General features: G+C 75.4%; 21 protein-coding genes. 11 read left to right on the top strand and 10 right to left on the bottom strand.

Features of this window, described 5'->3' with window-relative positions:
* The first annotated feature begins 139 nt into the window (after positions 1 to 139).
* Genes ACZ7JZ_RS28660 through ACZ7JZ_RS28650 form a run of 3 tightly spaced genes read left to right on the top strand, consistent with a single transcriptional unit; the run spans position 140 to position 4,286 of the window.
* Positions 140 to 2,263 (top strand): putative cobaltochelatase, encoded by a 2,124-nt coding sequence (locus ACZ7JZ_RS28660; protein ID WP_470944196.1) that lies wholly within the window; start codon positions 140 to 142, stop codon positions 2,261 to 2,263.
* A complete protein-coding gene (gene cobO, locus ACZ7JZ_RS28655) occupies positions 2,263 to 2,862 on the top strand; it encodes a cob(I)yrinic acid a,c-diamide adenosyltransferase (protein ID WP_470944194.1) in 600 nt (199 codons plus the stop codon). Before ACZ7JZ_RS28660 ends, cobO begins: the two co-directional genes overlap by 1 nt.
* Positions 2,859 to 4,286: a cobyrinate a,c-diamide synthase gene (locus ACZ7JZ_RS28650; RefSeq protein WP_470944191.1), complete on the top strand. Its 1,428-nt coding sequence runs from the start codon at positions 2,859 to 2,861 to the stop codon at positions 4,284 to 4,286. Before cobO ends, ACZ7JZ_RS28650 begins: the two co-directional genes overlap by 4 nt.
* A gap of 14 nt (positions 4,287 to 4,300) precedes the next feature.
* Here the strand turns inward: ACZ7JZ_RS28650 and ACZ7JZ_RS28645 are convergent, their stop codons facing one another.
* Positions 4,301 to 5,059, bottom strand: coding sequence for a ZIP family metal transporter (locus tag ACZ7JZ_RS28645; RefSeq protein ID WP_470944189.1), 759 nt, complete (start codon positions 5,057 to 5,059; stop codon positions 4,301 to 4,303).
* A gap of 68 nt (positions 5,060 to 5,127) precedes the next feature.
* Between ACZ7JZ_RS28645 and cobC the strand changes: the two genes are divergently transcribed.
* The gene (gene cobC / locus ACZ7JZ_RS28640) at positions 5,128 to 6,657 is read left to right on the top strand and encodes an Rv2231c family pyridoxal phosphate-dependent protein CobC (protein WP_470944186.1); all 1,530 of its coding nucleotides are present in this window, start codon (positions 5,128 to 5,130) and stop codon (positions 6,655 to 6,657) included.
* Positions 6,658 to 6,782: 125 nt separating this feature from the next.
* On the opposite strand, the gene ACZ7JZ_RS28635 is transcribed toward cobC, so the two are convergent.
* Together ACZ7JZ_RS28635 and ACZ7JZ_RS28630 are read right to left on the bottom strand one after the other, a co-directional pair.
* Complete coding sequence (locus ACZ7JZ_RS28635) at positions 6,783 to 7,688, bottom strand: SCO1860 family LAETG-anchored protein (protein ID WP_470944279.1); 906 nt, start codon at positions 7,686 to 7,688, stop codon at positions 6,783 to 6,785.
* Between the two features lie 354 nt (positions 7,689 to 8,042).
* Entirely contained in the window at positions 8,043 to 9,152 is a 1,110-nt protein-coding gene (locus ACZ7JZ_RS28630; protein ID WP_470944184.1) for an amidohydrolase family protein, read from the bottom strand.
* A gap of 122 nt (positions 9,153 to 9,274) precedes the next feature.
* Between ACZ7JZ_RS28630 and ACZ7JZ_RS28625 the strand changes: the two genes are divergently transcribed.
* Positions 9,275 to 10,360 (top strand): pyridoxal-phosphate-dependent aminotransferase family protein, encoded by a 1,086-nt coding sequence (locus ACZ7JZ_RS28625; protein WP_470944182.1) that lies wholly within the window; start codon positions 9,275 to 9,277, stop codon positions 10,358 to 10,360.
* 41 nt (positions 10,361 to 10,401) lie between these two features.
* Here the strand turns inward: ACZ7JZ_RS28625 and ACZ7JZ_RS28620 are convergent, their stop codons facing one another.
* From ACZ7JZ_RS28620 to ACZ7JZ_RS28600, 5 genes are all read right to left on the bottom strand, one after another.
* Entirely contained in the window at positions 10,402 to 11,460 is a 1,059-nt protein-coding gene (locus ACZ7JZ_RS28620; RefSeq protein WP_470944180.1) for an aminotransferase class V-fold PLP-dependent enzyme, read from the bottom strand.
* 107 nt (positions 11,461 to 11,567) lie between these two features.
* The gene (locus tag ACZ7JZ_RS28615) at positions 11,568 to 12,299 is read right to left on the bottom strand and encodes a DsbA family oxidoreductase (RefSeq protein WP_470944177.1); all 732 of its coding nucleotides are present in this window, start codon (positions 12,297 to 12,299) and stop codon (positions 11,568 to 11,570) included.
* A gap of 169 nt (positions 12,300 to 12,468) precedes the next feature.
* Positions 12,469 to 12,948, bottom strand: a complete 480-nt coding sequence (locus ACZ7JZ_RS28610) for a GNAT family N-acetyltransferase (RefSeq protein WP_470944176.1) — start codon at positions 12,946 to 12,948, stop codon at positions 12,469 to 12,471.
* Positions 12,949 to 13,067: 119 nt separating this feature from the next.
* On the bottom strand, positions 13,068 to 14,519 hold the full coding sequence (locus ACZ7JZ_RS28605; RefSeq protein ID WP_470944174.1) for a peptidoglycan D,D-transpeptidase FtsI family protein: 1,452 nt from the start codon (positions 14,517 to 14,519) through the stop codon (positions 13,068 to 13,070).
* A 105-nt stretch (positions 14,520 to 14,624) separates the two neighbouring features.
* On the bottom strand, positions 14,625 to 15,395 hold the full coding sequence (locus tag ACZ7JZ_RS28600; protein ID WP_470944172.1) for an IclR family transcriptional regulator: 771 nt from the start codon (positions 15,393 to 15,395) through the stop codon (positions 14,625 to 14,627).
* 160 nt (positions 15,396 to 15,555) lie between these two features.
* On the opposite strand from ACZ7JZ_RS28600, the gene ACZ7JZ_RS28595 reads away from it, so the two are divergent.
* The 4 genes from ACZ7JZ_RS28595 to ACZ7JZ_RS28580 all read left to right on the top strand — a co-directional run bounded on the left by ACZ7JZ_RS28595 (position 15,556) and on the right by ACZ7JZ_RS28580 (position 19,127).
* Positions 15,556 to 17,175 carry an aldehyde dehydrogenase family protein gene (locus tag ACZ7JZ_RS28595; RefSeq protein WP_470944169.1) on the top strand — a complete coding sequence of 540 codons (1,620 nt, stop codon included), beginning with the start codon at positions 15,556 to 15,558 and terminating at the stop codon, positions 17,173 to 17,175.
* 125 nt (positions 17,176 to 17,300) lie between these two features.
* Positions 17,301 to 17,522 carry a hypothetical protein gene (locus tag ACZ7JZ_RS28590; protein WP_470944167.1) on the top strand — a complete coding sequence of 74 codons (222 nt, stop codon included), beginning with the start codon at positions 17,301 to 17,303 and terminating at the stop codon, positions 17,520 to 17,522.
* Positions 17,523 to 17,582: 60 nt separating this feature from the next.
* Positions 17,583 to 18,854 carry a TerD family protein gene (locus ACZ7JZ_RS28585; RefSeq protein ID WP_470944165.1) on the top strand — a complete coding sequence of 424 codons (1,272 nt, stop codon included), beginning with the start codon at positions 17,583 to 17,585 and terminating at the stop codon, positions 18,852 to 18,854.
* 78 nt (positions 18,855 to 18,932) lie between these two features.
* Positions 18,933 to 19,127 (top strand): hypothetical protein, encoded by a 195-nt coding sequence (locus ACZ7JZ_RS28580; protein ID WP_470944162.1) that lies wholly within the window; start codon positions 18,933 to 18,935, stop codon positions 19,125 to 19,127.
* Positions 19,128 to 19,404: 277 nt separating this feature from the next.
* Here the strand turns inward: ACZ7JZ_RS28580 and ACZ7JZ_RS28575 are convergent, their stop codons facing one another.
* The gene (locus tag ACZ7JZ_RS28575) at positions 19,405 to 20,934 is read right to left on the bottom strand and encodes a hypothetical protein (RefSeq protein ID WP_470944159.1); all 1,530 of its coding nucleotides are present in this window, start codon (positions 20,932 to 20,934) and stop codon (positions 19,405 to 19,407) included.
* 326 nt (positions 20,935 to 21,260) lie between these two features.
* On the opposite strand from ACZ7JZ_RS28575, the gene ACZ7JZ_RS28570 reads away from it, so the two are divergent.
* Together ACZ7JZ_RS28570 and ACZ7JZ_RS28565 are read left to right on the top strand one after the other, a co-directional pair.
* Positions 21,261 to 23,111: an endonuclease/exonuclease/phosphatase family protein gene (locus tag ACZ7JZ_RS28570; protein ID WP_470944157.1), complete on the top strand. Its 1,851-nt coding sequence runs from the start codon at positions 21,261 to 21,263 to the stop codon at positions 23,109 to 23,111.
* Between the two features lie 198 nt (positions 23,112 to 23,309).
* On the top strand, positions 23,310 to 23,564 hold the full coding sequence (locus ACZ7JZ_RS28565) for a hypothetical protein (protein ID WP_470944155.1): 255 nt from the start codon (positions 23,310 to 23,312) through the stop codon (positions 23,562 to 23,564).
* A gap of 94 nt (positions 23,565 to 23,658) precedes the next feature.
* Here ACZ7JZ_RS28565 and dapD read toward each other — a convergent pair whose 3' ends face one another.
* Positions 23,659 to 24,636, bottom strand: coding sequence for a 2,3,4,5-tetrahydropyridine-2,6-dicarboxylate N-succinyltransferase (dapD, locus tag ACZ7JZ_RS28560; RefSeq protein ID WP_470944152.1), 978 nt, complete (start codon positions 24,634 to 24,636; stop codon positions 23,659 to 23,661).
* Positions 24,637 to 24,640: the final 4 nt, after the last annotated feature.

The raw sequence follows: 24,640 nt of genomic DNA, 5'->3' as shown, positions 1-24,640 counted from the left end.
AGGCGCGGGGTCTGGGGCGGAGCCCCAGTTCGGGAAGGGGCGGGTCGGGGAACAGCCCCGCGCAGCGGACCGCCCGCACCCGCCCCGCCGGGCCCGCCGCCCTCCCCCTCCCCCACCCCTCCGAAGGAGTGAGCATCACGTGAGTACGCCCTATCCGTTCACGGCGGTCGTCGGCCAGGCCGACCTCCGGCTGGCGCTGCTGCTGAACGCCGTCAGCCCCGCGGTCGGCGGCGTGCTGGTGCGCGGTGAGAAGGGGACCGCCAAGTCCACCGCGGTACGGGCCCTGACGGCCCTGCTGCCGGAGGTGGACGTGGTCCCGGGCTGCCGGTTCTCCTGCGCCCCCGCCGCCCCCGACCCCGGCTGCCCCGACGGCTCCCACGAGCCCGGTGCGGCCGCCGCCCGCCCCGCCCGCATGGTGGAGCTGCCGGTCGGCGCCTCCGAAGACCGGCTCGTCGGCGCGCTGGACATCGAGCGGGCCCTCTCCGAGGGCGTGAAGTCCTTCGAGCCGGGCCTGCTGGCCGACGCCCACCGGGGCATCCTCTACGTCGACGAGGTCAACCTCCTCCACGACCACCTGATCGACGTGCTGCTGGACGCGGCCGCGATGGGCGCCTCGTACGTGGAGCGCGAAGGCGTGTCCGTGCGGCACGCGGCCCGGTTCCTGCTGGTCGGCACCATGAACCCGGAGGAGGGCGAGCTGCGCCCGCAGCTCCTCGACCGGTTCGGCCTGACCGTGGAGGTCGCGGCCTCCCGCGAGCCGGAGCAGCGGGTCGAGGTGGTCCGCCGCCGGCTGGCCTACGAGGACGACCCGGCCGCCTTCGCCGCCCGCTGGGCGGGGGACGAGGCGGGGGTGCGGGCCAGGGTGACCGCCGCCAGGGCGCTGCTCCCGCAGGTCCGGCTCGGCGACCGGGCGCTGCTGATGATCGCGGCGGCCTGCGCCGGCTTCGAGGTGGACGGGATGCGTGCGGACATCGTGATGGCCCGGACGGCCACCGCGCTGGCCGCCTGGGCCGGCCGTACCTCCGTGCTCAAGGAGGACGTGCGGCAGGCCGCGCTGCTGGCGCTCCCCCACCGGCGGCGCCGCAACCCCTTCGACGCGCCCGGCCTGGACGAGGCCCGGCTCGACGAGATCCTGGACCGGTTCGAGGACGAGCCGGAGGAGCCCGAGCCGGAGCCCGACCCCGATCCGCGGCCGGAGGGCCCCGGGGACGGGGACCGAGACGGAGACGGCGACGGGGAGGGTGACGGGGACGGGCCCGGCGGCGGCGGGGGGATCCCCCCGCAGGGCGGGGACGGCTCCGGGCCCGGCGATGCCCGGCAGGCACCGGACGCACCGGAGTCGGGCGGGTCACCCGAGGTCCAGGAGGCGCCGGAAGGCGCCGGGGCCCCGGCCGCCGACGCCCCCGAGCAGCCCGCCGTGGCGGCCGGCCAGACCTTCCGCACCCGCGTCCTCAGCGTGCCCGGCCTCGGCCAGGGCGGCGCGGCGGGCCGCCGGTCGCGGGCGCGGACGGCGCACGGCCGGACCACCGGGTCCCAGCGCCCCCGCGGCCAGCTGACGAAACTGCACCTGGCGGCGACCGTCCGGGCCGCGGCCCCGCACCAGCGGGCCCGCGGGCGCTCCGGCACCGGTCTGGTGCTGCGCCGGGACGATCTGCGCCAGGCGGTGCGGGAGGGCCGCGAGGGCAACCTCGTGCTGTTCGTCGTGGACGCGTCCGGCTCGATGGCGGCCCGGCAGCGGATGGGCGCGGTCAAGGGTGCCGTGCTGTCCCTGCTGCTCGACGCCTACCAGCGGCGCGACAAGGTCGGGCTGGTGACCTTCCGGGGGGCCGGCGCCGAACTGGCACTGCCGCCGACCTCCTCCGTGGACGCGGCGGCGGCCCGCCTGGAGCTGCTGCCGACCGGCGGCCGCACCCCGCTGGCCGCGGGGCTGCTCAAGGCCCGCGAGGTGCTGCGCGTGGAGCGGCTGCGGGACCCCTCCCGGCGGGCCCTGCTGGTGGTCGTGACCGACGGCCGGGCCACCGCCGGGAAGGACGCCCTGGAGCTGGCGGCGCGCTCGGCGCGGCTGCTGGCCGCGGAGGGCGCCGCCGCCGTGGTCGTGGACTGCGAGGCCGGGCCGGTACGGCTGGGTCTGGCCGGGCTGCTGGCGCGGGACCTGGGCGCCGAGGCCGTGACCCTGGACGGGCTGCGGGCGGATGCGCTCGCGGGCCTGGTCCGGGACGTACGTACTGCAGATGACACCTACAGCAACAGGAGGGCCGCGTAATGCCCCAGGGACAGCCGTCCGTCGTTCCGGACGACGGGCTCACCACCCGCCAGCGCCGCAACCGCCCGCTGGTCTTCGTCCACACCGGGCCGGGCAAGGGCAAGTCGACGGCCGCCTTCGGCCTGGCCCTGCGGGCCTGGAACCAGGGCTGGCCGATCGGGGTGTTCCAGTTCGTCAAGTCGGCGAAGTGGAAGGTCGGCGAGGAGAACGCGCTCAAGGCCCTCGGCGAGACCGGCAAGGGCGGCTCCGTCGTCTGGCACAAGATGGGCGAGGGCTGGTCCTGGGTGCAGCGCGATGCGCAGCTCGACAACGAGCAGGCGGCGAAGGAGGGCTGGGAGCAGGTCAAGCGCGACCTGGCCGCCGAGACCCACCGGCTGTACGTGCTCGACGAGTTCGCGTACCCGCTGCACTGGGGCTGGGTGGACGTGGACGAGGTGATCGAGGTGCTGCGCGACCGGCCCGGCCAGCAGCACGTGGTGATCACCGGCCGCAACGCCCCGGAGAAGCTGGTGGAGTTCGCGGACCTGGTCACCGAGATGACCAAGGTCAAGCACCCCATGGACGCCGGCCAGAAGGGCCAGAAGGGCATCGAGTGGTGAATCCGACCACTGTCAGCGTCCCGCGGCTGGTCGTGGCCGCGCCCTCCTCGGGCAGCGGCAAGACCACGGTGGCGACCGGCCTGATGGCCGCGTTCACCGCGCGGGGCCTGGCCGTGTCCCCGCACAAGACCGGCCCCGACTACATAGACCCCGGCTACCACGCCCTGGCGACCGGCCGTCCGGGCCGCAACCTCGACGCCTTCATGAGCGGCACGGAGCTGATCGCCCCGCTGTTCGCGCACGGGGCGGCGGGCTGCGACCTCGCGGTGGTCGAGGGGGTGATGGGCCTGTACGACGGGGCGGCCGGCCAGGGCGAGCTGGCCTCGACGGCGCAGGTGGCGAAGCTGCTGCGGGCCCCCGTGGTCCTGGTGGTCGACGCCTCCTCGCAGTCCCGGTCGGTCGCGGCGCTCGTGCACGGGTTCGCCTCCTTCGACCCGCAGGTGCGCTTCGGCGGGGTGATCCTCAACAAGGTGGGCTCCGACCGGCACGAGGCGATGCTCCGGGACGCCTTGGACGAGGCCGGGATGCCGGTGCTGGGCGTACTGCGGCGGGCCCCGCAGGTGGCCGCCCCCTCGCGGCACCTGGGGCTCGTACCCGTCGCGGAGCGGCGTGCGGACGCGCTGGGCTCGGTGGCCGCGCTGGCCGAGCAGGTGCGCCGGGGGTGCGACCTGGACGCGCTGATGGAGCTGGCCCGCTCGGCCCCGCCGCTGGAGACGGAGGTGTGGGGCTCGCAGACGGCGCTGGCCGCCGCCGGGCTGCCCGCTGCGGAGGGCGGGCGGCGGCCGGTGGTGGCCGTGGCGGGCGGGCCGGCGTTCACGTTCTCGTACGCCGAGAACGCCGAACTGCTCACGGCGGCGGGCGCGGAGGTGGTCACCTTCGACCCCCTCCACGACACCTCGCTGCCCGAGGGCACGGACGCGCTGGTCGTCGGCGGGGGATTCCCCGAGGTGTACGCGCCCGAGCTCGCCGCGAACGAGCCGCTGCGCAAGGCGGTGGCCGAACTGGCCGCCGCGGGCGCGCCGGTGGCCGCGGAGTGCGCCGGGCTGCTGTACCTGGGCCGGTCGCTGGACGGGAAGCCGATGTGCGGGGTGCTGGACTCCGACGCCCGGATGACGGAGCGGCTGACCCTGGGCTACCGGGAGGCCGTGGCCGTCTCGGACAGCCCGCTGGCCGCCGCCGGCACCCGGCTGCGCGGGCACGAGTTCCACCGGACCGTGACCGAGCCGGGCGCGGGCCCGGTCCCCGCCTGGGGGTTCACCCGTCCCGAGCGCCGGGTCGAGGGCTTCGTCCAGGGCTCGGTGCACGCCAGCTACCTGCACACGCACTGGGCGGCGGTGCCGTCCGTGGCCGCCCGGTTCGCGGACGCGGCCCGGCGGTTCGCCGCCGGCGCCCGCCCGCCGCACGGCTGCGGCGCCCGGCCGTGAGCCGGCACCGCCGCTCACCCCGCGATGCCCACCACCAGCCAGATCCCGGCCACGCCGGCGACGGTGCACAGGAGGGTGGACAGCGCGGGGTGGCGGTGGTGCGCCTCGGGGAGGATCTCGGCCGCCGCGAGGTAGAGCAGGACCCCGCCGAAGAACCCGAGATACGCCCCGAGGAGTTCCTCCGGAAGGGTGAACAGCAGGGTGGACGCCGCGCCCACCACGGGGGCGAGGGCGTCCGCGAAGAGCATCAGCACCGCCTTGCGCCGGGCGTTGCCGTACACGCGCGTGAGCGTGTACGTGTTGAATCCGTCGGCGAAGTCGTGGGTGATCACGGCCAGGGCCACCGCCGTGCCCATGCCCCCGCCGACCTGGAAGGCCGCGCCCAGGGCCACCCCGTCGGCGAGGCTGTGGCCGACCATCGCCGCGGCCGCCGTCAGCCCGACCTGGGGGGTGCGGCCGCCGTGCAGCGCGTCCCCGTCCCCAGCCCCCTCGTCCCGGGGCGCCCCGTGCGCCGCCTGCCGGACCGCGAGGAGGCGCTCCACCACGTGCGCCACCAGGAAGCCCCCGACGAACAGCAGCAGGGCCTCCGGGACCCCGAAGACCTCCTCCCCCGCCGCGTCCAGGGCCTCCGGCAGCAGGTCCAGCCCCACCACCCCGAGCATGAGGCCGCCCGCCAGGCCCAGCACGAGGTGGCGGCGGTCCGTGACGCGCTGCGCCGTCCACCCGCCGGCCAGCGTCATCAGGAACGCACCCAGAGCCACGATCACCGCCATGCGCCCCTGCTTACCGACTCGCGGCCGATCGTGCACGCTGATCCCCCACGTTTCGAGAGGACCCCGGATTGACCGGTCACATAACCGGCGCGGCCCCCCACGCCCGCGCCGCCCGCGTCGTCGTCGGCATCGGAGCCCGTACGGGCGTCTCCGCCGACGAGGTCTGCGCCCTGGTCGAGGACACCCTGCGGGGGGCGGGGCTGCCGTCCGCCGCCGTGACCGCCCTGGCCACCGTCGAGGCCCGGGCCGCGGAGGCCGGGATCGTCGCCGCGGCCCGGCGCCTGGGCGTCCCGCTGCTGGCGTACGGGGCCCCCGTCCTGGCCGCGGTCGCGGTTCCGCACCCCTCGGCCGCGGTGTACCGCGCCGCCGGGACCCCCTCGGTGGCCGAGGCCGCGGCCCTGGCGGGCGGCGGGGAGCTGCTGGTGCCCAAGACCCGGTCGGTACGGGCCACCTGCGCGGTGGCGACGGCCCCGGCGGAGGCACCGGCAGCCGCGTCCGTACCCGTACGCCCGTCCGTACCCGTGTCCGTACCCGCTCCCGTGGCCGCGGAGGTGCACGACCTGCGGCACCACGGGGACGCCGAGGTGCGGGACGGGGCGGGGGCGGACCTGGTGGACCTGGCGGTGAACGTGCGCGCCGGCACCCCGCCGCAGTGGCTCAAGGAGCACGTCGCCGCCTCGCTGGACTCGCTGGCCGCCTACCCGGACGGGCGGGCCGCGCGGGCGGCCGTGGCCGCGCGGCACGGGCTGCCCGTGGAGCGGGTGCTGCTGACGGCGGGGGCCGCTGAGGCCTTCGTCCTGCTGGCGCGGGCGCTCGCGGTGCGGCGGCCGGTGGTGGTGCACCCGCAGTTCACGGAGCCGGAGGCGGCGCTGCGGGACGCGGGTCACCGGGTGGAGCGGGTGCTGCTGCGGGAGGAGGACGGCTTCCGGCTGGACCCGGCGGCGGTCCCGGAGGAGGCGGACCTCGTGGTGGTCGGCAACCCGACCAACCCGACCTCGGTGCTCCACCCGGCGGACCTGCTGGTGGAACTGGCCAGGCCGGGCCGCTACCTGGTCGTGGACGAGGCCTTCATGGACGCGGTGCCGGGCGAGCGGGAGGCCCTCGCGGAGCGCTGCGACGTGCCGGGGCTGGTGGTGCTGCGGAGCCTGACGAAGACCTGGGGGCTGGCGGGGCTGCGGATCGGCTACGTCCTGGCCGAGCCCGAGACCGTCGCCCTGCTGGAGCGGGCGCAGCCGCTGTGGCCCGTCTCGGGCCCGGCGCTCGCGGCGGCCGGGGCCTGCGTGTCGGAGCGGGCCCTCGCCGAGGCGGCGGCAGCGGCCCGGCAGATCGCGGTGGACCGGGAGCACCTGCTCGCGGGGCTCGCGGAGTTCGAGGAGGTACGGGCGGCCGGACCGGCCGAGGGGCCGTTCGTGCTGATCCGGCTGGAGCGGGCGGCGGAGGTGCGGGAGCGGCTGCGGGGCCTGGGCTTCGCGGTGCGCCGGGGCGACACCTTCCCGGGCCTGGGGCCGGACTGGCTGCGGCTGGCGGTCCGGGACCGGGCCACGACGGGCCGCTTCCTCCAGGCCCTCGACCAGGCCCTGGCCCTGACCTCCCGCTGACCTCCCGCCGGCCGGGGTCCCGCACCCGGACGTCCGAGCGGGGAGGGTGCGCCGTCGCGCACCCTCCCCGCTGCCCCCCGGCCGCCGCTGCGGCCTCCGGATGACCGGCTCCCCCCTCGGGCCGGTCAGGCGCGTCCGCGGCCCCGCGTCAGCACCATCGCGCCCGCGCCCAGGCCCAGCAGGAGCAGGGCCCCGCCGGCGAGGTACGGGGTCTTGGAGCTGCCGCCGGTCTCGGCGAGGTTGGCGTCGGTGCCGCCGGACTGCGGTTTGACGTCCGGCTCCGGGACCGCGGGGGCCGGGGTGCTGGGCTTCGGGGTGGGCTTGGCGGCCTTCGGGGACCGGCAGGTGGCCTGCGCGAGGGTGACCTCGCCCTCGACCTCGGCCACGTTCAGCTTGAGCGGGTTCACGGAGACCTTGAGGCTCAGGGCGGTCGCGGCAGCCGTCCGGGAGGTGGTCTCGGTGCTCGACAGGTCGAGGGTGACCACGCCGACGGCGGGGACCTCCACCCGGGTGGGTCCGCCTGCGGAGAGGGTGACCTTCTTGCCGAGGACGGTGACGCTCCCGAGCACGTTCGACTCGGCGACCGGCCGCTTGCCCGCCACGCACAGGGCGCGCGAGGTGACCTTCTCGACCTGGACGAGCGAGAGCAGCGGCAGACCGGGCACGTGCACCTTCGCCCGGGCGAGGTTCACGTAGCCCTCGGCCCGCTTGCGGTCCGCGGTGGCCCTGGCGGTGGCGACGTCGGCGCGCAGCACGCTCAGGGGGCGGCCGCCCTCGATGCCGTCCAGGGTGACCGTGAGGGCGGTCTTCTCCGCGGTGCCCGGGGCGTGGACCTCGTTCAGGGTGGCCTCGAGGGGGACGTGGACGGTCTTGTTGAGCAGACCGACGTCGAGCCCGGTGCGCAGGACGACGGCGCTCGCCCTGCCCTCCCCGGCGCCGGTGGCGTGCGCGGGACCCGCAGCCATCAGGGAGAAGGGGCCGGCGGCCAGGGCGGCGGCCGCCAGGACTGCGGAGGTGCGGCGTGCGGGCATGCGGGAGGTGGCGGTGGTGCTGTTCAAGGTGGTGGAACCCCCAAGGAGTTATGGAGCCGAACGGCGCCGCCAATGGGGGACATTGCGCGCGCCGACGACCTCGACCCGGGAATCTTTACGCACGGAGAGTGAACGGGCGGCAACCTGACGTGAGTTCACCCCAAAGAGGGGTTTCCGCCCGTACATTCGAATCTATTGACCCGATCGGCCCCACCCACCCCGCGCGTCACAGCGTGAAGGGGCCCGAGCCGGGGTGCGCGCCATCCCGCCCGCCGCCGGAGGGCCTTGAGAACGAGCAGGTCCGGGCCGGGGTCACGGGTCCGTCAACCCGGCCGCGGCCGAAGGCCCTTCTGCTCAGCCCACGATCCGGCCGTTCAGCACCACCCGCCGCGGCTGCGCCAGCACGCCCGCGTCCGCCCGCGGGTCCGACGCGTAGACGACGAGGTCCGCCGGGGCCCCCTCGGTCAGCCCCGGCCGCCCCAGCCACGCCCGCGCGGCCCAGGTGGTGGCCGAGAGGGCGTCCAGCGGCGGCAGCCCCGCCTTGACCAGTTCGGCCACCTCGGCGGCGACGAGCCCGTGCGGCAGGGAGCCCCCGGCGTCCGTGCCGACGAACACCGGGACGCCCGCGTCCCAGGCCGCGCGCACGGTGTCGTACCGCCGCTCGTGGAGCCGGCGCATATGGGCCGACCAGCGCGGGAACTTCCCCTCGCCGCCCGCCGCGAGCCGCGGGAAGGTCGCGATGTTCACCAGGGTCGGGACGATCGCCACGCCCCGCTCGGCGAACAGCGGGATGGTGTCCTCGGTCAGGCCGGTGGCGTGCTCGATGCAGTCGATGCCCGCCTCGACCAGGTCCCGCAGCGCGTCCTCGGCGAAGCAGTGGGCGGTCACCCGGGCGCCCAGCCGGTGGGCCTCCGCGATGGCGGCCCCGACCTCGGCGCGCGGCCAGCAGGCCGTCAGGTCCCCGGCGTCCCGGTCGATCCAGTCCCCGACGAGCTTGACCCAGCCGTCGCCGCGCCGGGCCTCCCTGCCGACGTACTCGACCAGGTCGGCGGGCTCGATCTCGTGCGCGTAGTTGCGGATGTAGCGGCGGGTACGGGCGATGTGCCGGCCGGCGCGGATCACCTTCGGCAGGTCCTCGCGGGCGTCGATCCAGCGGGTGTCGGAGGGCGAGCCCGCGTCCCGGATCAGCAGGGTGCCGGCGTCCCGGTCGGTGAGGGCCTGCTTCTCGCTCGTCTCCTCGTCCACGGGCCCGTGGGCGTCGAGCCCCACGTGGCAGTGGGCGTCCACCAGGCCGGGCAGCGCCCAGCCCTCGACGGTGACGCTCTCGCGGGCGGTGCGGGGCCGGTCGTACGAGATCCTGCCGCCGACCACCCAGAGCTCGTCGCGGACCTCCTCCGGTCCGACGAGCACGCGGCCCCTCACGTGCAGCACGGTCCCGGTCTCCCGCTCACCCTGATCGCTCATGGCCGCACTGTACGCAGGCCCGGTGCGGGCTGCGGATACCCTCGGGGGCGCGGTACCGGACAATCCCCGCCAGCCGGGGACGAACAGTCACGGACGACAGTCATGGACGAAGGAAGCTGCACGTGAACCACCCCCTCCTGGACCTGCCCCCGCTGACCCCCGGGCGGTTCGCCTCGATCGAGCAGCGGGTCGCCCGCCTGCTGGACACCCGGCAGGACGTGGTCGTCATGCAGGGCGAGGCGCTGCTGCCGCTGGAGGGCTGCATCCGCTCGGGGGCGCGGCCCGGTTCGACGGCGCTGAACGTGGTGACGGGCCCGTACGGGAACACCTTCGGCAACTGGCTGCGCAGCTGCGGGGCCGAGGTCGTGGACCTGGCGGTGCCCTTCGACTCGGCGGTGTCCGCGGAGCAGGTGGCGGCGGCGCTGGCGGAGCGGCCGGAGATCGACTTCGTGTCCCTCGTCCACGCGGAGGCGGCGACCGGGAACACGAACCCGGTGGCGGAGATCGGCGGGGCGGTCCGGGCGCACGGCGCGCTGTTCATGCTCGACGCGGTGGCCTCGGTGGGCGCGGAGCCGCTGCTGCCGGACGCCTGGGGCGTGGACCTGTGCGTGATCGGGGCGCAGAAGGCGATGGGCGGTCCGGCCGGGGTCTCGGCGGTGTCGGTGAGCGGCCAGGCCTGGGAGCGGTTCGCGGCCAACCCCGCCGCGCCGCGCGGCTCGTACCTGTCGCTGCTGGACTGGAAGGAGCGCTGGATCGACGGCGGGCGCAGGGCCCTGCTGCACGCTCCGGCGCAGCTGGAGATGCTGGCCCTGGAGGCCTGCATCGAGCGGATGGAGGCCGAGGGGCCCGCGTCGGTGATGCGGCGGCACGCGGCCGCGGCGGCGGCGACCCGGGCGGGTGCGGCGGAGCTGGGCCCGGGGGTGTCCCCGTACGTGCGGGAGGCGGCCGCGGCGGCGCCGGTGGCCACGACCCTGCGGGTGCCGGACGCCTCGGCGGTGGCGGCGAAGGTGCTGGCCGCCGATCCGGCGCTGCCGGTGCTGGCGGGCGGGGGCGCGCTGGCCGGGGAGATGCTCCGGGTCAACCACTACGGCCCTGCGGCCGGTTCCGGTGTGGTCCGGGCCTGCCTGGAGGCCCTCGCCGCGGCCCTGGGCGTGCCCGCGGGGCCCGCGGTGGCGGCCGCGGAGGCCGCCTGGGCCGCGACCGTCTGACCCGTGCGGGCCCGACCGGGGCGGGCCCGCGCCCGCCCGGGTCAGTCCGCCAGGGCGTTCAGCAGGCGGTCCACGTCGGCCTCGGTGTTGTAGAGGTGGAAGGACGCCCGCAGCGATCCGGCGCGGGCCGCGGTCGCGATCCCGGCCGCGGCCAGCGCCGGCTGCCGGTGCGCGAGGCCGGGCACCGAGACGATCGGGGCCGCGCCCGGCACCGGCTCGTGGCCCAGCCGCAGGAGCCCGGCCCGGTAGCGGGCGGCGAGGGCGGTGTCGTGGGCGTGGACGGCCGCGATGCCGATGCCGTCGAGGAGTTCGAGGGCCGCGGCGGCCGCGTGGTAGGCGAGGAAGGCCGGGCTCTCGTCGTAGCGCCGGGCGTCCGGGGCCAGTTCGGGCATCGGCCCGTACGTGGCGTCCCACGGGGAGCGCGCCGCCACCCAGCCCGCGTGCAGCGGCACCAGGGTCTCCTGGGCCTCCTCAGAGACCGTCAGGTACGAGGCCCCGCGGGCGCCCAGCAGCCACTTGTACCCGGCCGTGACGGTGTACGCGTACGGCGAGGCGTCGAAGGGGAGCCAGCCCGCGGCCTGGGTGGCGTCCACGAGGATCCGGGCCCCGCAGCCCTCGGCGGCCTCGCGGACGGCTGCGAGGTCGGCGGTGCGGCCGTCGGCGGACTGGACGGCGCTCAGGGCGACCAGCGCCGTGCCCCGGTCGACCGCCTCGGCCACGGACTCCAGCGGGACGAACCGCACCTTGAGGTCCCCGCGCACCACGAAGGGGTTGACCACCGAGGCGAACTCCCCTTCGGGCGCGAGGACTTCCGCGCCCGGCGGCAGCTGGGCCGCGATCAGCCCCACGTGCGAGGCCACCGAGGAGCCGACGGCCACCCGGCCCGGGGCCACGCCCGCGAGCCCGGCGAAGAGCGTCCGCGCGCGCTCGACCCGGCCGAAGTCCCCGAAGCCGGCGGGCTCCCCCGCGCAGGCCGCGTCGGCCAGCTCCCGTACCGCCTCGCGGGCCCTGCGGGGCAGCAGCCCGCAGGTGGCGGTGTTGGCGTAGGTGGTGGTGTGCGTGAACTCCGCACCTGTCTGGTCGGAAAGGGCGCGATCCATGGCCCCACCCTGCACCGACTCGGACCCAAAGTCCATGGGCTGTTTTTATGGGGTGACCCAAAGGATCGCTTATTTACCGCGGGTGCGGCGCGGTCCGCGGGCCCACATCAGGCCTGCGGTACCGCGCAGGCCTCGTCCGGCCCGCACGCCGCCTCCGCAGCCGCGGCCGCCGTCGCAGGCGCAGCCGCCGCGGACTGCGGCTCGCGGCTCTCCCAGGCCTGCGCCAGGGCCTGCGCGAACACCTCGGCCGGCTGGCCGCCCGAGATGCCGTAGCGGCGGTCGATCACGAAGAACGGCACGGCGCTGGCGCCCAGTTCGGCCGCCTCCTGCTCGTCGGCGCGCACCTCCTGCGCGTACGCCTGCCCGTCGGCCAGCACCGCGCGCACCTCGGCCTCGTCCAGCCCGGCCTCCGTGCCCAGCGCGACCAGCACCTCGGGGTCGAAGACCGAGCGCTCCTCGGCGAAGTTGGCCCGGTAGGCCAGGTCGAGGAGGGCCTCCTGCCGGCCGCGGGCGGCCGCCAGGTGCAGCAGGCGGTGGATGTCGAAGGTGTTGCCGTGGTCGCGGCCCTCGGTCCGGTACCCGAGCCCCTCCTCGCGGGCGCTGCGCGCCACGTGCTCCTCCATGCCGCGGGCCTCGTCCAGGGTGCGCCCGTACTTGCGGGCCAGCATCTCCACGACGGGTGCGGTGACGCCCTTGGGGCTGCGCGGGTCGAGCTCGAAGGAGCGGTACACGACCTCGACGTCCTCCCGGTGCGGGAAGGCCGCGAGCCCCTTCTCGAAGCGGGCCTTGCCGATGTAGCACCAGGGGCAGGCGATATCGCTCCAGATCTCGACGCGCATGTTCTCTTCTCTCCGGTCCGTGGGGGGGGGCGGGGCCGTACCCGGTGGGGTCGGGCCCGCGGGGGCGTGCCGGTGGCACGGGCGGGCGCGGACGGGGCGCAGGGGTCTCCCGCGGCCGTCCGGGGAGCACAACGCGCAACCGGGCCCGGCTCATTCCCCGGCGCCCGGTTCACTGCCCGGCGGGGACCGCGAGCCAGAGGGTCAGGTGGGTCCCGGAGCGCGGTTCGCCCTCCCGGGCCCGCCAGCCGCGGGCGGCGTAGAAGGCCTGGGCGCGCAGGTTGTGCTCGTAGACCTCCAGGCGGGCCCGGGCCACGGCGGCGCGGCGCCAGGTCTCCACGCAGACGGCGTGCAGCTCCGATCCGATGCCGCGGCGCCAGCCGGACGGGTCCACGTGGAGCTGGGTGAGGTTCATCTCCCCGTCGACGGCGCGGAAGGCCGCGACCCCGGCGATCCGGCCGCCGCGCTCGGAGCACAGCACCCCGCCGTCCCCGCGGCCGACCGCCCGCGCCCAGGCCTCGCGGGTGCGGGTGAGCTCCGCCGCGCCCGCGTAGGCCTCCTCCGGGATCCGGTCGCGGTAGTACGTGGAGCGGGCCCGGAGGTGGAGGGCGGCGATCTCGTCGAGGTCTGCGGGTGCGGCGTTTCTGATCACGAACAGGAGTACGCGCCGGGTAGCGCGCCGGTTCCCGGCCGGGGCGCCGGTTCCGGCCGGACGACCGGATTCCGGGCCGCCCCGGACCCGGCTGCCCGCGCCGCCCGGCCCGCCCCGGGCTACTTCAGCGCCGCCGCCATCATCTTCTGCGCCACGGGGGCCGCGAGGCGGCCGCCCGCGATCTCGGAGCGGTCGGTGTCGGAGTTCTCGATGACGACCGCGACGGCCACCTGCCTGCCGTCCTTCTTGCCGTACGAGGTGAACCAGGCGTACGGGGACTTGCTGTTGTTCACCCCGCGCTGGGCCGTGCCGGTCTTGCCGCCGACCTCCGCCCCGTCCACCTGCGCGGTCCTGCCGCCGCCCTCGGTGACCACGGTCCGCATCGCGTCGCGCAGCTTCTCCGCGGTCTCCCCGCTCATGATCTGCTTCGACCCGCGGTCCTTGTGGCTCTCCAGGGAGTTGCCGTCCGCGTCGGTGACCTCGGAGACCATGAACGGGTCGACCAGCTTGCCGCCGTTCTCGACGGCGGCGGAGACCATGGCCATCTGGAGCGGGGTGGCGGTGACGTCGAACTGGCCGATGCCGGTCTGGGCCACCTGGTCCGGGGACATCTTCGCCTTCGGGTACAGGCTGGTGGTGGCGCGGACGGGGATGTCCTGCTCGGGGTCGTTGAAGCCGAACTTCTCGGCCGTCTCGCGCATCGTGTCCTGGCCCAGCCTGTGCGCCAGGTTCGCGAAGACGTTGTTGCAGGAGTAGCGCAGGGCCGTGCGCAGCGAGGCGTTCTCGCAGGGGGCGGAGGCGCTCTCGTTCTTCAGCACGGTCCGGGTGCCGGGCAGGGTGTACGGGTCCGGGCTGTCGGTGGGCTCGTCGATGGAGCCGTAGAGCCCCTTCTCCAGGGCCGCGGCCATGGTGACCAGCTTGAAGGTGGAGCCGGGGGCCACCGGCTGGCGCAGGGCGAGGTTGAGCATGGACCTGCCCTCCTCGGCGGAGAGCTCCTTCCAGGCCTTCTCGTACGCCTTGGTGCTCCCCGCGATCCGGCCGGGGTCGTAGGAGGGGCTGACGACGATGCCGAGGACGGCGCCGGTGGCGGGGTCGAGGGCGACGGCGGCGCCGGTCTTGCCCCTGAGGGCCTCGTAGCCCGCCTTCTGGACCGCCGGGTCGATCGTGGTGATCACGTTGCCCGGTTCGGCGCGCTTGCCGGTGAGGACGTCGAGCGGGTTCTTCAGCCGGGTGTCCGAGCCGTCGAGGACCTTCTCGTAGAGCTTTTCGAGCTGGTTCTTCCCGTACACCTGGGAGCTGTAGCCGGTGACCGGGGCGTACAGCGGACCGTCGGTGTAGGTCCGCATGTACATGTAATTGCCCTGGTCGACCTTCTTGGAGCCCGTGACCGCCTTCCCGCCCACGATGATGTTCCCGAGCGGCCCGGCGTACCGCTCGATGACGTTCCTCTTGTTGTGCTCGTCGTCTGCGAGGGCCTGGCCTTGGTACGCCTGCACCCAGGTGACCCGCACCAGCAGGGCGAGTACCAGGAGCAGGCAGAAGACCGACGCACGCCTGATCGTCTTGTTCATCCCCCTGCAAGACGCACGGCCGGGCGCAGCCGTTCCGTTCTGCCCCGGTTGTGGCGGGGTTCTCAGTGTTTCTTCATGAACGGCAACGCCGCCGGCCGCCCGGTGTCAGAGCCTCCGGGTGGCGAGCACCAGCCGGTCCCGGGCCTCGGACAGCGCCTCCCGGATGGCCCGCTCCCGCTCCGGGGCCAGCCGGGCGGCGGGGACCGAGCAGCTGATCGCGTCGCGGGCGGGGGTGCGGTACGGCAGGGCCACGCCGAAGCAGCGCAGTCCGAGCGTGCTCTCCTCGCGGTCCACGGCGTAGCCCTGCTCCCGGACCAGCGCGAGCTCTTCGATGAGCTGCTCGCGGTCGGTGGTGGTGTGCCCGGTGACGGGTTCCAGCCGCTCGGGCAGCAGCGCGCGGACCTGCTCGTCGGTGTGCGTGGCCAGCAGGGCCTTGCCGAGGGCGGTGGAGTGCGCGGGGAGCCGTCGGCCGACGCGGGTGAAGGGGCGCAGGAAGTGCTGGGACTGCCGGGTGGCCAGGTACACCACGCTGGTCCCGTCGAGCCGGGCCAGGTGGACGGTCTCGGTGGTCTCGTCGGCGAGCCGGTCGAGGGCGGGCCCGGCCGCGGCGACCACCTCGTCCCCGTCGATGTACGAGCTGCCGACGAGGAGGGCCCGCACCCCGATGCCGTACCGGGTGCCGGTCACGTCGGTCTCGACCCAGCCGAGGTCGACGAGGGTGCGCAGGAGCATGTACAGGCTGGACTTGGGGTAGCCGACGGCCTCCTGGACCTCGGCCAGGCTGTGCATCCCCGGGTGCCCCGCGCACCACTCGAGCAACTCGACCGTCCGCACCGCGGACTTGACCGGTGCCGCCCCCGACTCCGCTGCTGCCATGCGCGCCTCGCCCCTCTTGTCACGCGTCCGGCCCGGAAATAGAGTCCGCACCAGAATCGATCATTCACCTACTCGAACGGTGTTCAGAATACTGAACGACTGGACCCCGTCCGGGCAGGTCCGCGGAACTCCCCGCACAGATCCAGGAGGCAACGGCGCCATGGCAGCAGCACCAGTCTGGAGTGTGGACCCCCGCACCGGGAAGCAGCGCGAGCAGGTTGCGGCGGAGGCCACACCCCAGGACGTGGACGCGGCCGTACGGGCGGCCCACGCGACGCGCGCCGCGCTCGCCGACCGCTCCGTGCGCACCGCCTTCCTGCGGGCCGCGGCCGACCTCCTCGACGCCTCCGCCGAGGCCGTGGTGGCGGCGGCCGACGCCGAGACCGCGCTCGGCACCCCCCGGCTGACCGGCGAGCTCGGCCGGACCACCTACCAGCTGCGCGCCTTCGCCGACGCCGTCGAGGAGGGCTCGTACCTCGACGTGCGCATCGACCGCGCGGACCCCGGGCTGACCCCGCCCCGCCCCGACCTGCGCCGCTACAAGGTGCCCCTCGGCGTGGTCGCCGTCTACGCCGCCTCGAACTTCCCGCTCGCCTTCTCCGTCCCCGGCGGGGACACGGCCAGCGCCCTGGCCGCGGGCTGCCCGGTCGTGGTCAAGGCCCACCCGGACCACCCCGCGACCTCCGCGCTCTGTGCCGCCCTGCTGCAGGAGGCCGCCGTGCGCAGCGGGCTGCCCGCCGGGGTGGTCTCCGTGGTGCACGGCTTCGACGCGGGCCTCGCCCTGGTCCGGCACCCGCTGGTCACGGCCGCCGGGTTCACCGGCTCCATCCGCGGCGGGCGCGCCCTCTTCGACGCCGCCGCGGCCCGCCCGGTGCCCATCCCCTTCCACGGCGAGCTCGGCTCCCTGAACCCGGTCGTGGTCACCACGGCGGCCGCCGCCGAGCGGGCCGAGGAGATCGGCACCGGGCTCGCGGGCGCGGTGACGCTCGGCATGGGGCAGTTCTGCGTGAAGCCCGGCCTGGTCCTGGTGCCGGAGGGACCCGACGGGGACCGGCTGGCCGAGGCCCTGGCCAAGGCCGTGGGCCAGGCCCCCGGGGGCGTCCTGCTCGACCACCGGATGCGGGAGGGCTTCCTCGCGGGGGTCCGCGAGCGCGCGGCGCTCCCGGAGGTCACCTCCCCCGTGGCCCCCGGCGCCCCGACGGAGCACACCGTCAGCGCCGGGTTCCTGTCCGTGCCCGCCCGGCACCTGACGGCCGCGGCGGGTACGGACGGCGGCGCGGACGCCGGGGCGCCGGCCGGCGGGGACCCGTACGGGCTGCTGCTGGAGGAGTGCTTCGGGCCCGTGACGGTCCTCGCCCGGTACTCCGGGCCCGACGAGGCCGCCGCGGTGCTCACCCGGCTCCCCGGGAACCTGAGCGCCACCCTCCAGCTCTCCGCGGCCGAGGCCCTGGGCGCGCCCGGACCGGCCGCCGCCCTCCTCGACCTCGTCACCGGGCTGGCCGGCCGGGTGCTGGTCAACGGCTGGCCCACCGGCGTGGCCGTGGCCCCCGCCCAGCACCACGGCGGCCCGTACCCGGCCGCCACCTCGCACTCCACCTCCGTCGGCGGCACCGCGATCGAGCGCTGGCTGCGCCCGGTCGCCTACCAGTCCGTACCGGACCCGCTGCTTCCGGCGGAGCTGCGCGAGGGCAACCCGCTCGGGCTGCCGCGGCGCGTGGACGGCGCCCCGGAGCAGGGCGGGCCGGAGCAGGGCGGGCCCGGGCAGGACGGGCGGGCGTAGCCCCGGTCCGTACCGAAGCGGCCCGGCGCGCGACGCCGGGCGCAGGGCCGCGCCCGGACCGGACGGGGCAGCCGGGAGGGGAAACCCGGTTGCCGGGCCGGGCGCGGCCGGGTGAGCCTTTGCGCATGCCGAGACCCTTTGGATTCACGTACGAGCAGCGCGGCGACGGAAGCGTCGTCATCACCCACCGCGGACGCGCCGCGGGGACCCTGCGCGGGTCCCGCGCGGACAAGTTCCTCGAGGAGGTGGAGTCGGGCGACGCCCAGCTGGTGATGGCCCGCTGGACGGGCGCGTACAAGTTCGGCAACGAGCGGCTCGCCCGCAGCCATCCGCGCAACCGGGGCTGAAGTTCCCGCAGGGTAAGGGAACGGCAAAAGGGGTTCGGTCGTTCACGGGGCATGACCGCTATGACCCCTGGTGCGAACCTCCCCCTGAACTCCGTCCGCGTGACGGTCGACGTCGCCGCCCCCGTACGGCTGGACGTGTCGGGGCTGCTGCTCGCCGCGGACGGCAAGGTGCGTTCCGACGAGGACTTCATCTTCTACAACCAGCCGGCGGGCCCCGGTGTCGCCTACCGCTCCGGCGGCGGCGCCGCCCCCGACTCGATCGCGGTGGACACCTCCGCGGTCCCGGCCGGCATCGAGCGGATCGTGGTCACGGCCAGCCCCGACGCGGCGGGCCAGACCTTCCAGGGCATCGAGCCCACGGCCACGGTGCGCAACGCCGACGACGGCAGCGTGATCGCGACGTTCACCCCGCCGCAGCTGGGCTCGGAGACCGCGCTCGTCGTGGTCGAGGTGTACCTGCGCGGCGGCGCCTGGAAGGTCCGCGCGGTCGGACAGGGGTACGCGGAGGGCCTGGCCGGGATCGCCCGGGACTTCGGGGTCTCGGTGGACGAGGAGCCCGCCGCCCCGGCCGCGGCCCCGCAGGCGCCCCCGGCCCCCGCCCCGGCGGCCCCGGCGGCTCCCGCCGCGCCCGCCGCCTGGCCGGCCGCCCCCGCGCCCGCCTCGCCGCCCACGGCCGCGTGGCCCGCCCCGTCGGAGCCCACGCTGGCGCAGCCCGCGCCGGCCGCTCCCCCGGCGGCCCCCGCACCGGGCGCGGGCAAGATCAACCTGGACAAGGGCCGGGTCAGCCTCCAGAAGAACCAGACCGTCTCCCTGGTCAAGGGCGGCCGCCCGCTGCTCTCCCAGGTCAAGATGGGCCTCGGCTGGGAGCCCGCCTTCCGCGGCAAGGACATCGACCTCGACGCCTCGGTCATCGCGTACGGCCCGCAGCGCAACCACCTCGACAGCTGTTACTTCGGCAAGCTGACGATCCTGGGCGGCGCCATCAAGCACTCGGGCGACAACCTGACCGGCGAGGGCGCCGGGGACGACGAGGTGATCGTCGTCGACCTGGGCCGCCTGCCCGCGGAGGTCACGGGTCTGGTCTTCACGGTGAACTCCTTCTCCGGCCAGAAGTTCACGGACGTGGCCAAGGCTTACTGCCGCCTGATCGACGCGGCGAGCGGGGAGGAGCTGGCCCGCTTCGACCTCACGAGCGCGGAGCCCCAGACGGGCGTGATGATGGCGAAGCTGATCCGCCAGTTCTCGGGCGAATGGGAGATGACGGCCATGGGGGAGTTTGTGAAGTCCCGCACAGTCCGCGGCATGGTCAAGCCCGCTGCCCAGGCACTTTGACCGCCGGGCGGGCCCGACATGACGGATCGGCGCGAAAACCGGGCGTGACTGTCAGTGCCCGCCCGTAACCTGGTTCCCATGCACGACACACTCACACCCGCGGGCCCCGCGCGTCCTTCCGCCGCCGAGGCGAACGACGCGATACGGCTGCTCGTGGACAACCTCGCGGGCGAGGAGTGGCCGGCAGCGGCGTACGAGTTCCTGCTGGAGCAGTGGGCCGCCGCATCCCGCTCCGAGTCCGAGGCGGCGGCCGCCGGGTACGGGGAGTACTGACCCCCGTACCCGCGGCCCCGGCCGGGCCGCCCGCGGCGGTCCCGTCCCCCGCGCACCGCCCCTGCGGCCTCCCCTGAAGCACCGTGCTTCCCGCACCACCCCTGAAGCACGCGCCCGAAGCACAGCGCCTCCCGCTCCTGCGGACCCCGCACCGCCCTGCCCATACCCGCGGCCTCCCCGGGGAGCCCGGACTGCGCGTACCCGCCGCCTCCCCGCGGACCCCGGACTGCCCGTACCCGGAAGCCCGTTCGCCCCGGTCCAGCCGGGGCCGGATCCCTCAGCCCTGGCGGGAGCGGGCCCGGTGGGCCGCCCTGCGGGCCTCCTTGGCCGCCTTGCGCTCGGGGTGCAGCCGCCCCATCGCCTCCAGCACCTCCGCCGTGGCCGGGTGCTCCACCCGCCAGACCGCCTCGAAGAACCCGCTGTGCCCCTCGGTCAGACCGGCCATCAGCCCGGCCAGGTCCGCCGTCTCCCCCTCCGCGGCCAGCTGCGCCGCGATCGTGTCCACGGTCAGCCAGAAGACCATGTCCTGGTCGGGGGCCGGGACTCCGTCGACCACGCCCCGCTCCGCGAGCCAGACCCGGGCCAGCCCGCCCAGCTCCCCGTCGTCGAGCACCGCCCGCAGCGCCGGTTCGGCGGCCGTGTCCATCAGGGCGAGGGCCTGCTGGCAGCGCAGCCGGCGCAGCGGGCCGCCCGCGTCGCCGCCGCGGGCCGCGGCGAGCAGTTCGGCGGCGGCCCCCGGGTTCTCCCGGCGGGCGAGCCACAGCTCCGTCTCGGCGCGGGCCGCCTCCTCGGGGAAGTGCGCGACGGCGTCCAGCAGGGCGTCCGCGCCCTTGTCCGCGAACTCGCCCACGGCCGGGGCGGCCACGCCCGCCTCCACCAGCCGGGCCCGGATGCCGAACACCCCGAGGGGGGTCAGCCGCACCATCCCGTACCGCGCGACGTCCTCGTCCCCGCCGGCTGCGCCCGCAGCTCCGCCCGTACCGCCGCCCGCGGCGAGTTCGGCGTCCCCGGCCTCGGCCATCAGCTCCTCGTCGACCGGGCGGTACTCGACCAGGCCGACCGCCTCCAGCTGCCGGAACTGGTCGTCCAGCCGCATCATCGTGTCGGAGACCCGCTCGAGCACCTCGTCGGTGGGCTCGGCCATGCCCTCCGGCACGACCATGGACGCGGCGAGCACGGGCAGCGGCACCGGCCCGTCCCCGGCCCCGCCCTCGGCCACGGTCAGCAGGTACAGGTTGGCGAGTACGCCGTCCAGGAAGTCCGCCTCGCCCTGCGGGTCCCAGTCCAGCCGGTCGAAGTCGATCCCGCCGCCGGAGTCCAGGGCGTCGACCAGGTCGTCGAGGTCGGGCACGGCCGCGTCGGCCAGCACGGTGTCGAGGGCCGCCAGCCACAGTTCCAGCACGTCGGCCGGGGAGCCGCCCGTGACCTGGGCCAGGTCCTCGCCGGGAGCGGCGGTCCCGGCCGCCTCCCCGCCGTTCCCGTCCCCGCCGCCGTCCCCCTCGTCCGTGTCGCCGAAGGCGGCCCCGGCGTCCTCGGCCACCTCCACCAGCCCGGTGTCCAGCGCCACCCGCCACGCCTCGCTCGCGTACGCCTCGCCGTCCGGGTCCTCCGCCAGCCCGAGCAGGGCGGCCGCCTCCGCCAGCTGCGCGCGCAGGAGTTCGCCGCCCGCGCCGACCGGGACCGCAGGCCCGGCCCACCGGGCCAGGAGCACCGCGCGGGCCAGCAGCGGGGCCGCGAGGGCGGCCCGGGCGAGCTCCGCCTCGGAGTGCAGCCGTACCGGCGGCAGCGTGGAGCGCTCTGCGGACATCGGGGGTCTCCTCGTGCTGGTGGGAGCGGCGGGGCCGGTGCCTGGGCCGCGGGGCCGCCGCCGCGGCCGGGTCGAGCCGGACCCGTGCCGGAAGGGCGCGGCCCGGGCTCCGCCGGCGGTCCGCACGCGGCCCGTCGGCGGCCCCAGCGTAGACGCAATTCACCCCATCCCGACCCGTTCACCGGACGGTCCGCCCCCGTACCCCCGGTAGACCTTGACAACAGACCTGGTCAACCAAGAGATTGACGCGCGTAGAGCGCGCAGATCCCCCTCAGAGATCGCACCGCCACTCCGTTTCCCTCATCCTCACACCGGAGTTCCTGCCCATGCGTTCCCGTCCTCAGGTGACCGGACCCCTTTCCCGTTCCGCAGCCGTTGCGACCGTCGTGGCCACCGCCCTGGCCGCCGGCCTGCTCGCCGGCACCGCCACCGCCGCCGAAGGCGACGCCCCCGTCCGCATCCACGACATCCAGGGCACCACCCGGATATCCCCGCTCGTCGGCAAGCAGGTCGCCGGCGTCGAGGGCATCGTCACCGGTGTCCGCACCTACGGCTCCCGCGGCTTCTGGATCCAGGACCCGCAGGCCGACGACAGCGAGGCCACCAGTGAGGGCGTCTTCGTCTTCACCAGCTCGGTCCCGACCGTCGCCGTCGGCGACGCCGTCACCGTCTCCGGCCTGGTCGGGGAGTTCGTCCCCGGCGGCCTGAACTCGGGCAACCAGTCGGCGACCCAGATCAGCAAGCCGACCGTCAAGGTGCTGTCCTCCGGCAACGCCCTGCCCGAGGCCGTCCACATCAACGAGTACTCCGTCCCGGAGCTGTACGCCCCCGCGGGCGACGCGGCCGCCGGCGGCAGCATCAACGGCCTGGAGCTGGAGCCCGGCACGTACGCCCTGGACTACTACGAGTCCCTGGAGGGCATGAACGTCCGCATCGGCACCTCCCGGGTCGTCGGCGCCACGGACCCGTACTCCGAGCTGTGGGTCACCGTGAAGGGCTGGGAGAACCCCACCAAGCGCGGCGGCACGGTCTACGGCTCGTACGAGTCCCAGAACACCGGCCGCCTCCAGGTCCAGCAGCTCGCCCCGATCGCGCAGAGCCCCTTCCCGGTGGCGAACGTGGGCGACCGCCTGACCGGCACCACCGAAGGCCCGCTGGACTTCAACCAGTTCGGCGGCTACACGCTGGTCGCGCGCACCCTCGGCACCGTGGTCTCCAAGGGCCTGGAGCGGGAGCGCACCAAGTCCCAGAAGCCCGGCGAGCTGGCCGTGGCCACGTACAACGTGGAGAACCTGGACCCGAGCGACCCGCAGGAGAAGTTCGACGCGCTCGCCAAGGCGGTCGTCGAGAACCTGGCCTCCCCCGACGTCCTCGCCCTCGAGGAGATCCAGGACGACACGGGCGCCAAGAACGACGGCGTGGTCTCGGCCGGCCAGACCCTGACCAAGTTCACGGACGCGATCAAGGCCGCGGGCGGCCCCGCGTACCAGTGGCGCACGGTCGACCCGGAGAACAACAAGGACGGCGGCGAGCCCGGCGGCAACATCCGCCAGGTCTTCCTCTTCAACCCGGAGCGCGTGTCCTTCAACGACCGCGCCGCGGGCGACGCCGCCACCGCCACCGGCGTGGTGCGCGAGGGCGGCCACGCCCGCCTGACCCACTCCCCCGGCCGCATCGACCCGGCGAACACCGCCTGGGAGAACAGCCGCAAGCCGCTCGCGGGTGAGTTCACCTTCCGCGGCCGCACGGTCATCGTCGTCGCCAACCACTTCGGCTCGAAGGGCGGCGACCAGGGCCTGACCTCGCAGTTCCAGCCGCCGGCCCGCTCCTCGGAGGCCAAGCGGCTGCTCCAGGCGCAGTCCGTGAACGCCTTCGTGAAGGACGTCCTGGCCGCCCAGCACAACGCGAAGGTCGTCGTCCTCGGCGACATCAACGACTTCGAGTTCTCGGCGACCACCGAGGCGCTGACGGACGGCGGGGCCCTGTACCCGGCCGTCAAGTCCCTGCCGCGCGCGGAGCGCTACTCGTACGTGTACCAGGGCAACTCGCAGGTGCTGGACCAGATCCTGACCAGCCCGGCGATCCGCAACTTCACGTACGACAGCGTCCACATCAACGCCGAGTTCGCGGACCAGAACAGCGACCACGACCCGCAGGTACTGCGCTTCATCCCGTAGCCGCCCGCGCCCCGGAGGGCCCGGCCGCCGTCCCGGCCGGGCCCTCCGGCACACCCCCGCCCGACCCTCTCGGGACAACTCGGGACTTTCGGCACTGGCGTGATCCTCGCCACATCCGTCCGCGTTTCGCCCCGGATGTGGTGTTGAGTGTCCCCACGCACGCACCGCTTGCGCCCGCACCCCCCTCTGGAGGTCCGTGTGTCCCCCTCCATCTCGACCGCCCAGGAGATCGGCCTCGCCATCCTGGCGGTCGCCGCCGTGGTCTGGCTGCTCGGCCTCGGCCACATGCTCTGGGACAGCCGCTTCCACCACCCCGAGCCGGGCGCCTACGAGGGCCTCCCCTCGATCCCGACCCAGCGCACCGCACAGTCGCACCCCCTGGAACGCGTGGAACTCACCCAGGAGGAACAGGAGGCCTTCGCAGGCCTGGTCCGCACCATCGCCCTGCCGTAGGGCCCGGCGCGCCTGCGCATACGACAGCCCGCCGACCGGAGTCCGGTCGGCGGGCTGTCGTGCGGGCGGCCTACGGCACCGAGGTGCGGGCCACTCAGTTGTGGCTGTGGAGGACCTCGTTCAGGCCGCCCCAGTTCGCCTTGTACGGGCGGGCCTCGACGGTGCCGGTGACCGAGTTGCGGCGGAAGAGGATGTTGTCGGCGCCGGAGAGCTCCAGGGCCTTGACGACCTGGCCGTCCGGGAGGGTGACGCGGGTGCCGGCGGTGACGTAGAGGCCGGCCTCCACCACGCACTCGTTGCCGAGGGCGATGCCGATGCCCGCCTCGGCGCCGACCAGGGTGCGCTCGCCGATCGAGATGATCTGCTTGCCGCCGCCGGAGAGGGTGCCCATGGTGGAGGCGCCCCCGCCGATGTCGGAGCCGTCGCCGACGACGACGCCCGCGGAGATGCGGCCCTCGACCATGGAGGTGCCGAGGGTGCCGGCGTTGAAGTTCACGAAGCCCTCGTGCATGACCGTGGTGCCCTCGGCCAGGTGCGCGCCGAGGCGGACCCGGTCGGCGTCGGCGATGCGGACGCCCTTGGGGGCCACGTAGTCGGTCATCCGCGGGAACTTGTCGATCGAGGTGACCTGGAGGTGCAGGCCCTCGGCGCGGGCGTTCAGGCGGACCGTCTCGACCTGGTCGACGGCGACGGGGCCGAGGGAGGTCCAGGCCACGTTGGTCAGGAGGCCGAAGACCCCGTCCAGGTTCTGGCCGTGCGGCTTGACCAGGCGGTGGCTGAGCAGGTGCAGGCGCAGGTACGCGTCGTGCGCGTCCAGCGGCTTGTCCTCCAGGGAGGCGATGACGGTGCGGACGGCGACGACCTCGACCCCGCGGACCGCGTCCGTGCGGACCGCCTTGGCCGCGGCGGCGCCGAGGAGTTCCACGGCCTGCTCGGCGGTGAGGCGCTCGGTGCCGGCCGGGCCGGGCTCGGCGACGAGCGCGGGGGCGGGGAACCAGGTGTCGAGGACGGTGCCGTCGGCGGTGAGGGTGGCAAGTCCGGCGGCGACGGCGCCGGTGGTACGCGTAGTCATGCCC

It is taken from the genome of Streptomyces sp. NPDC038213 (assembly GCF_055600495.1).
This window is presented reverse-complemented; position numbering and strand designations above follow the sequence as displayed.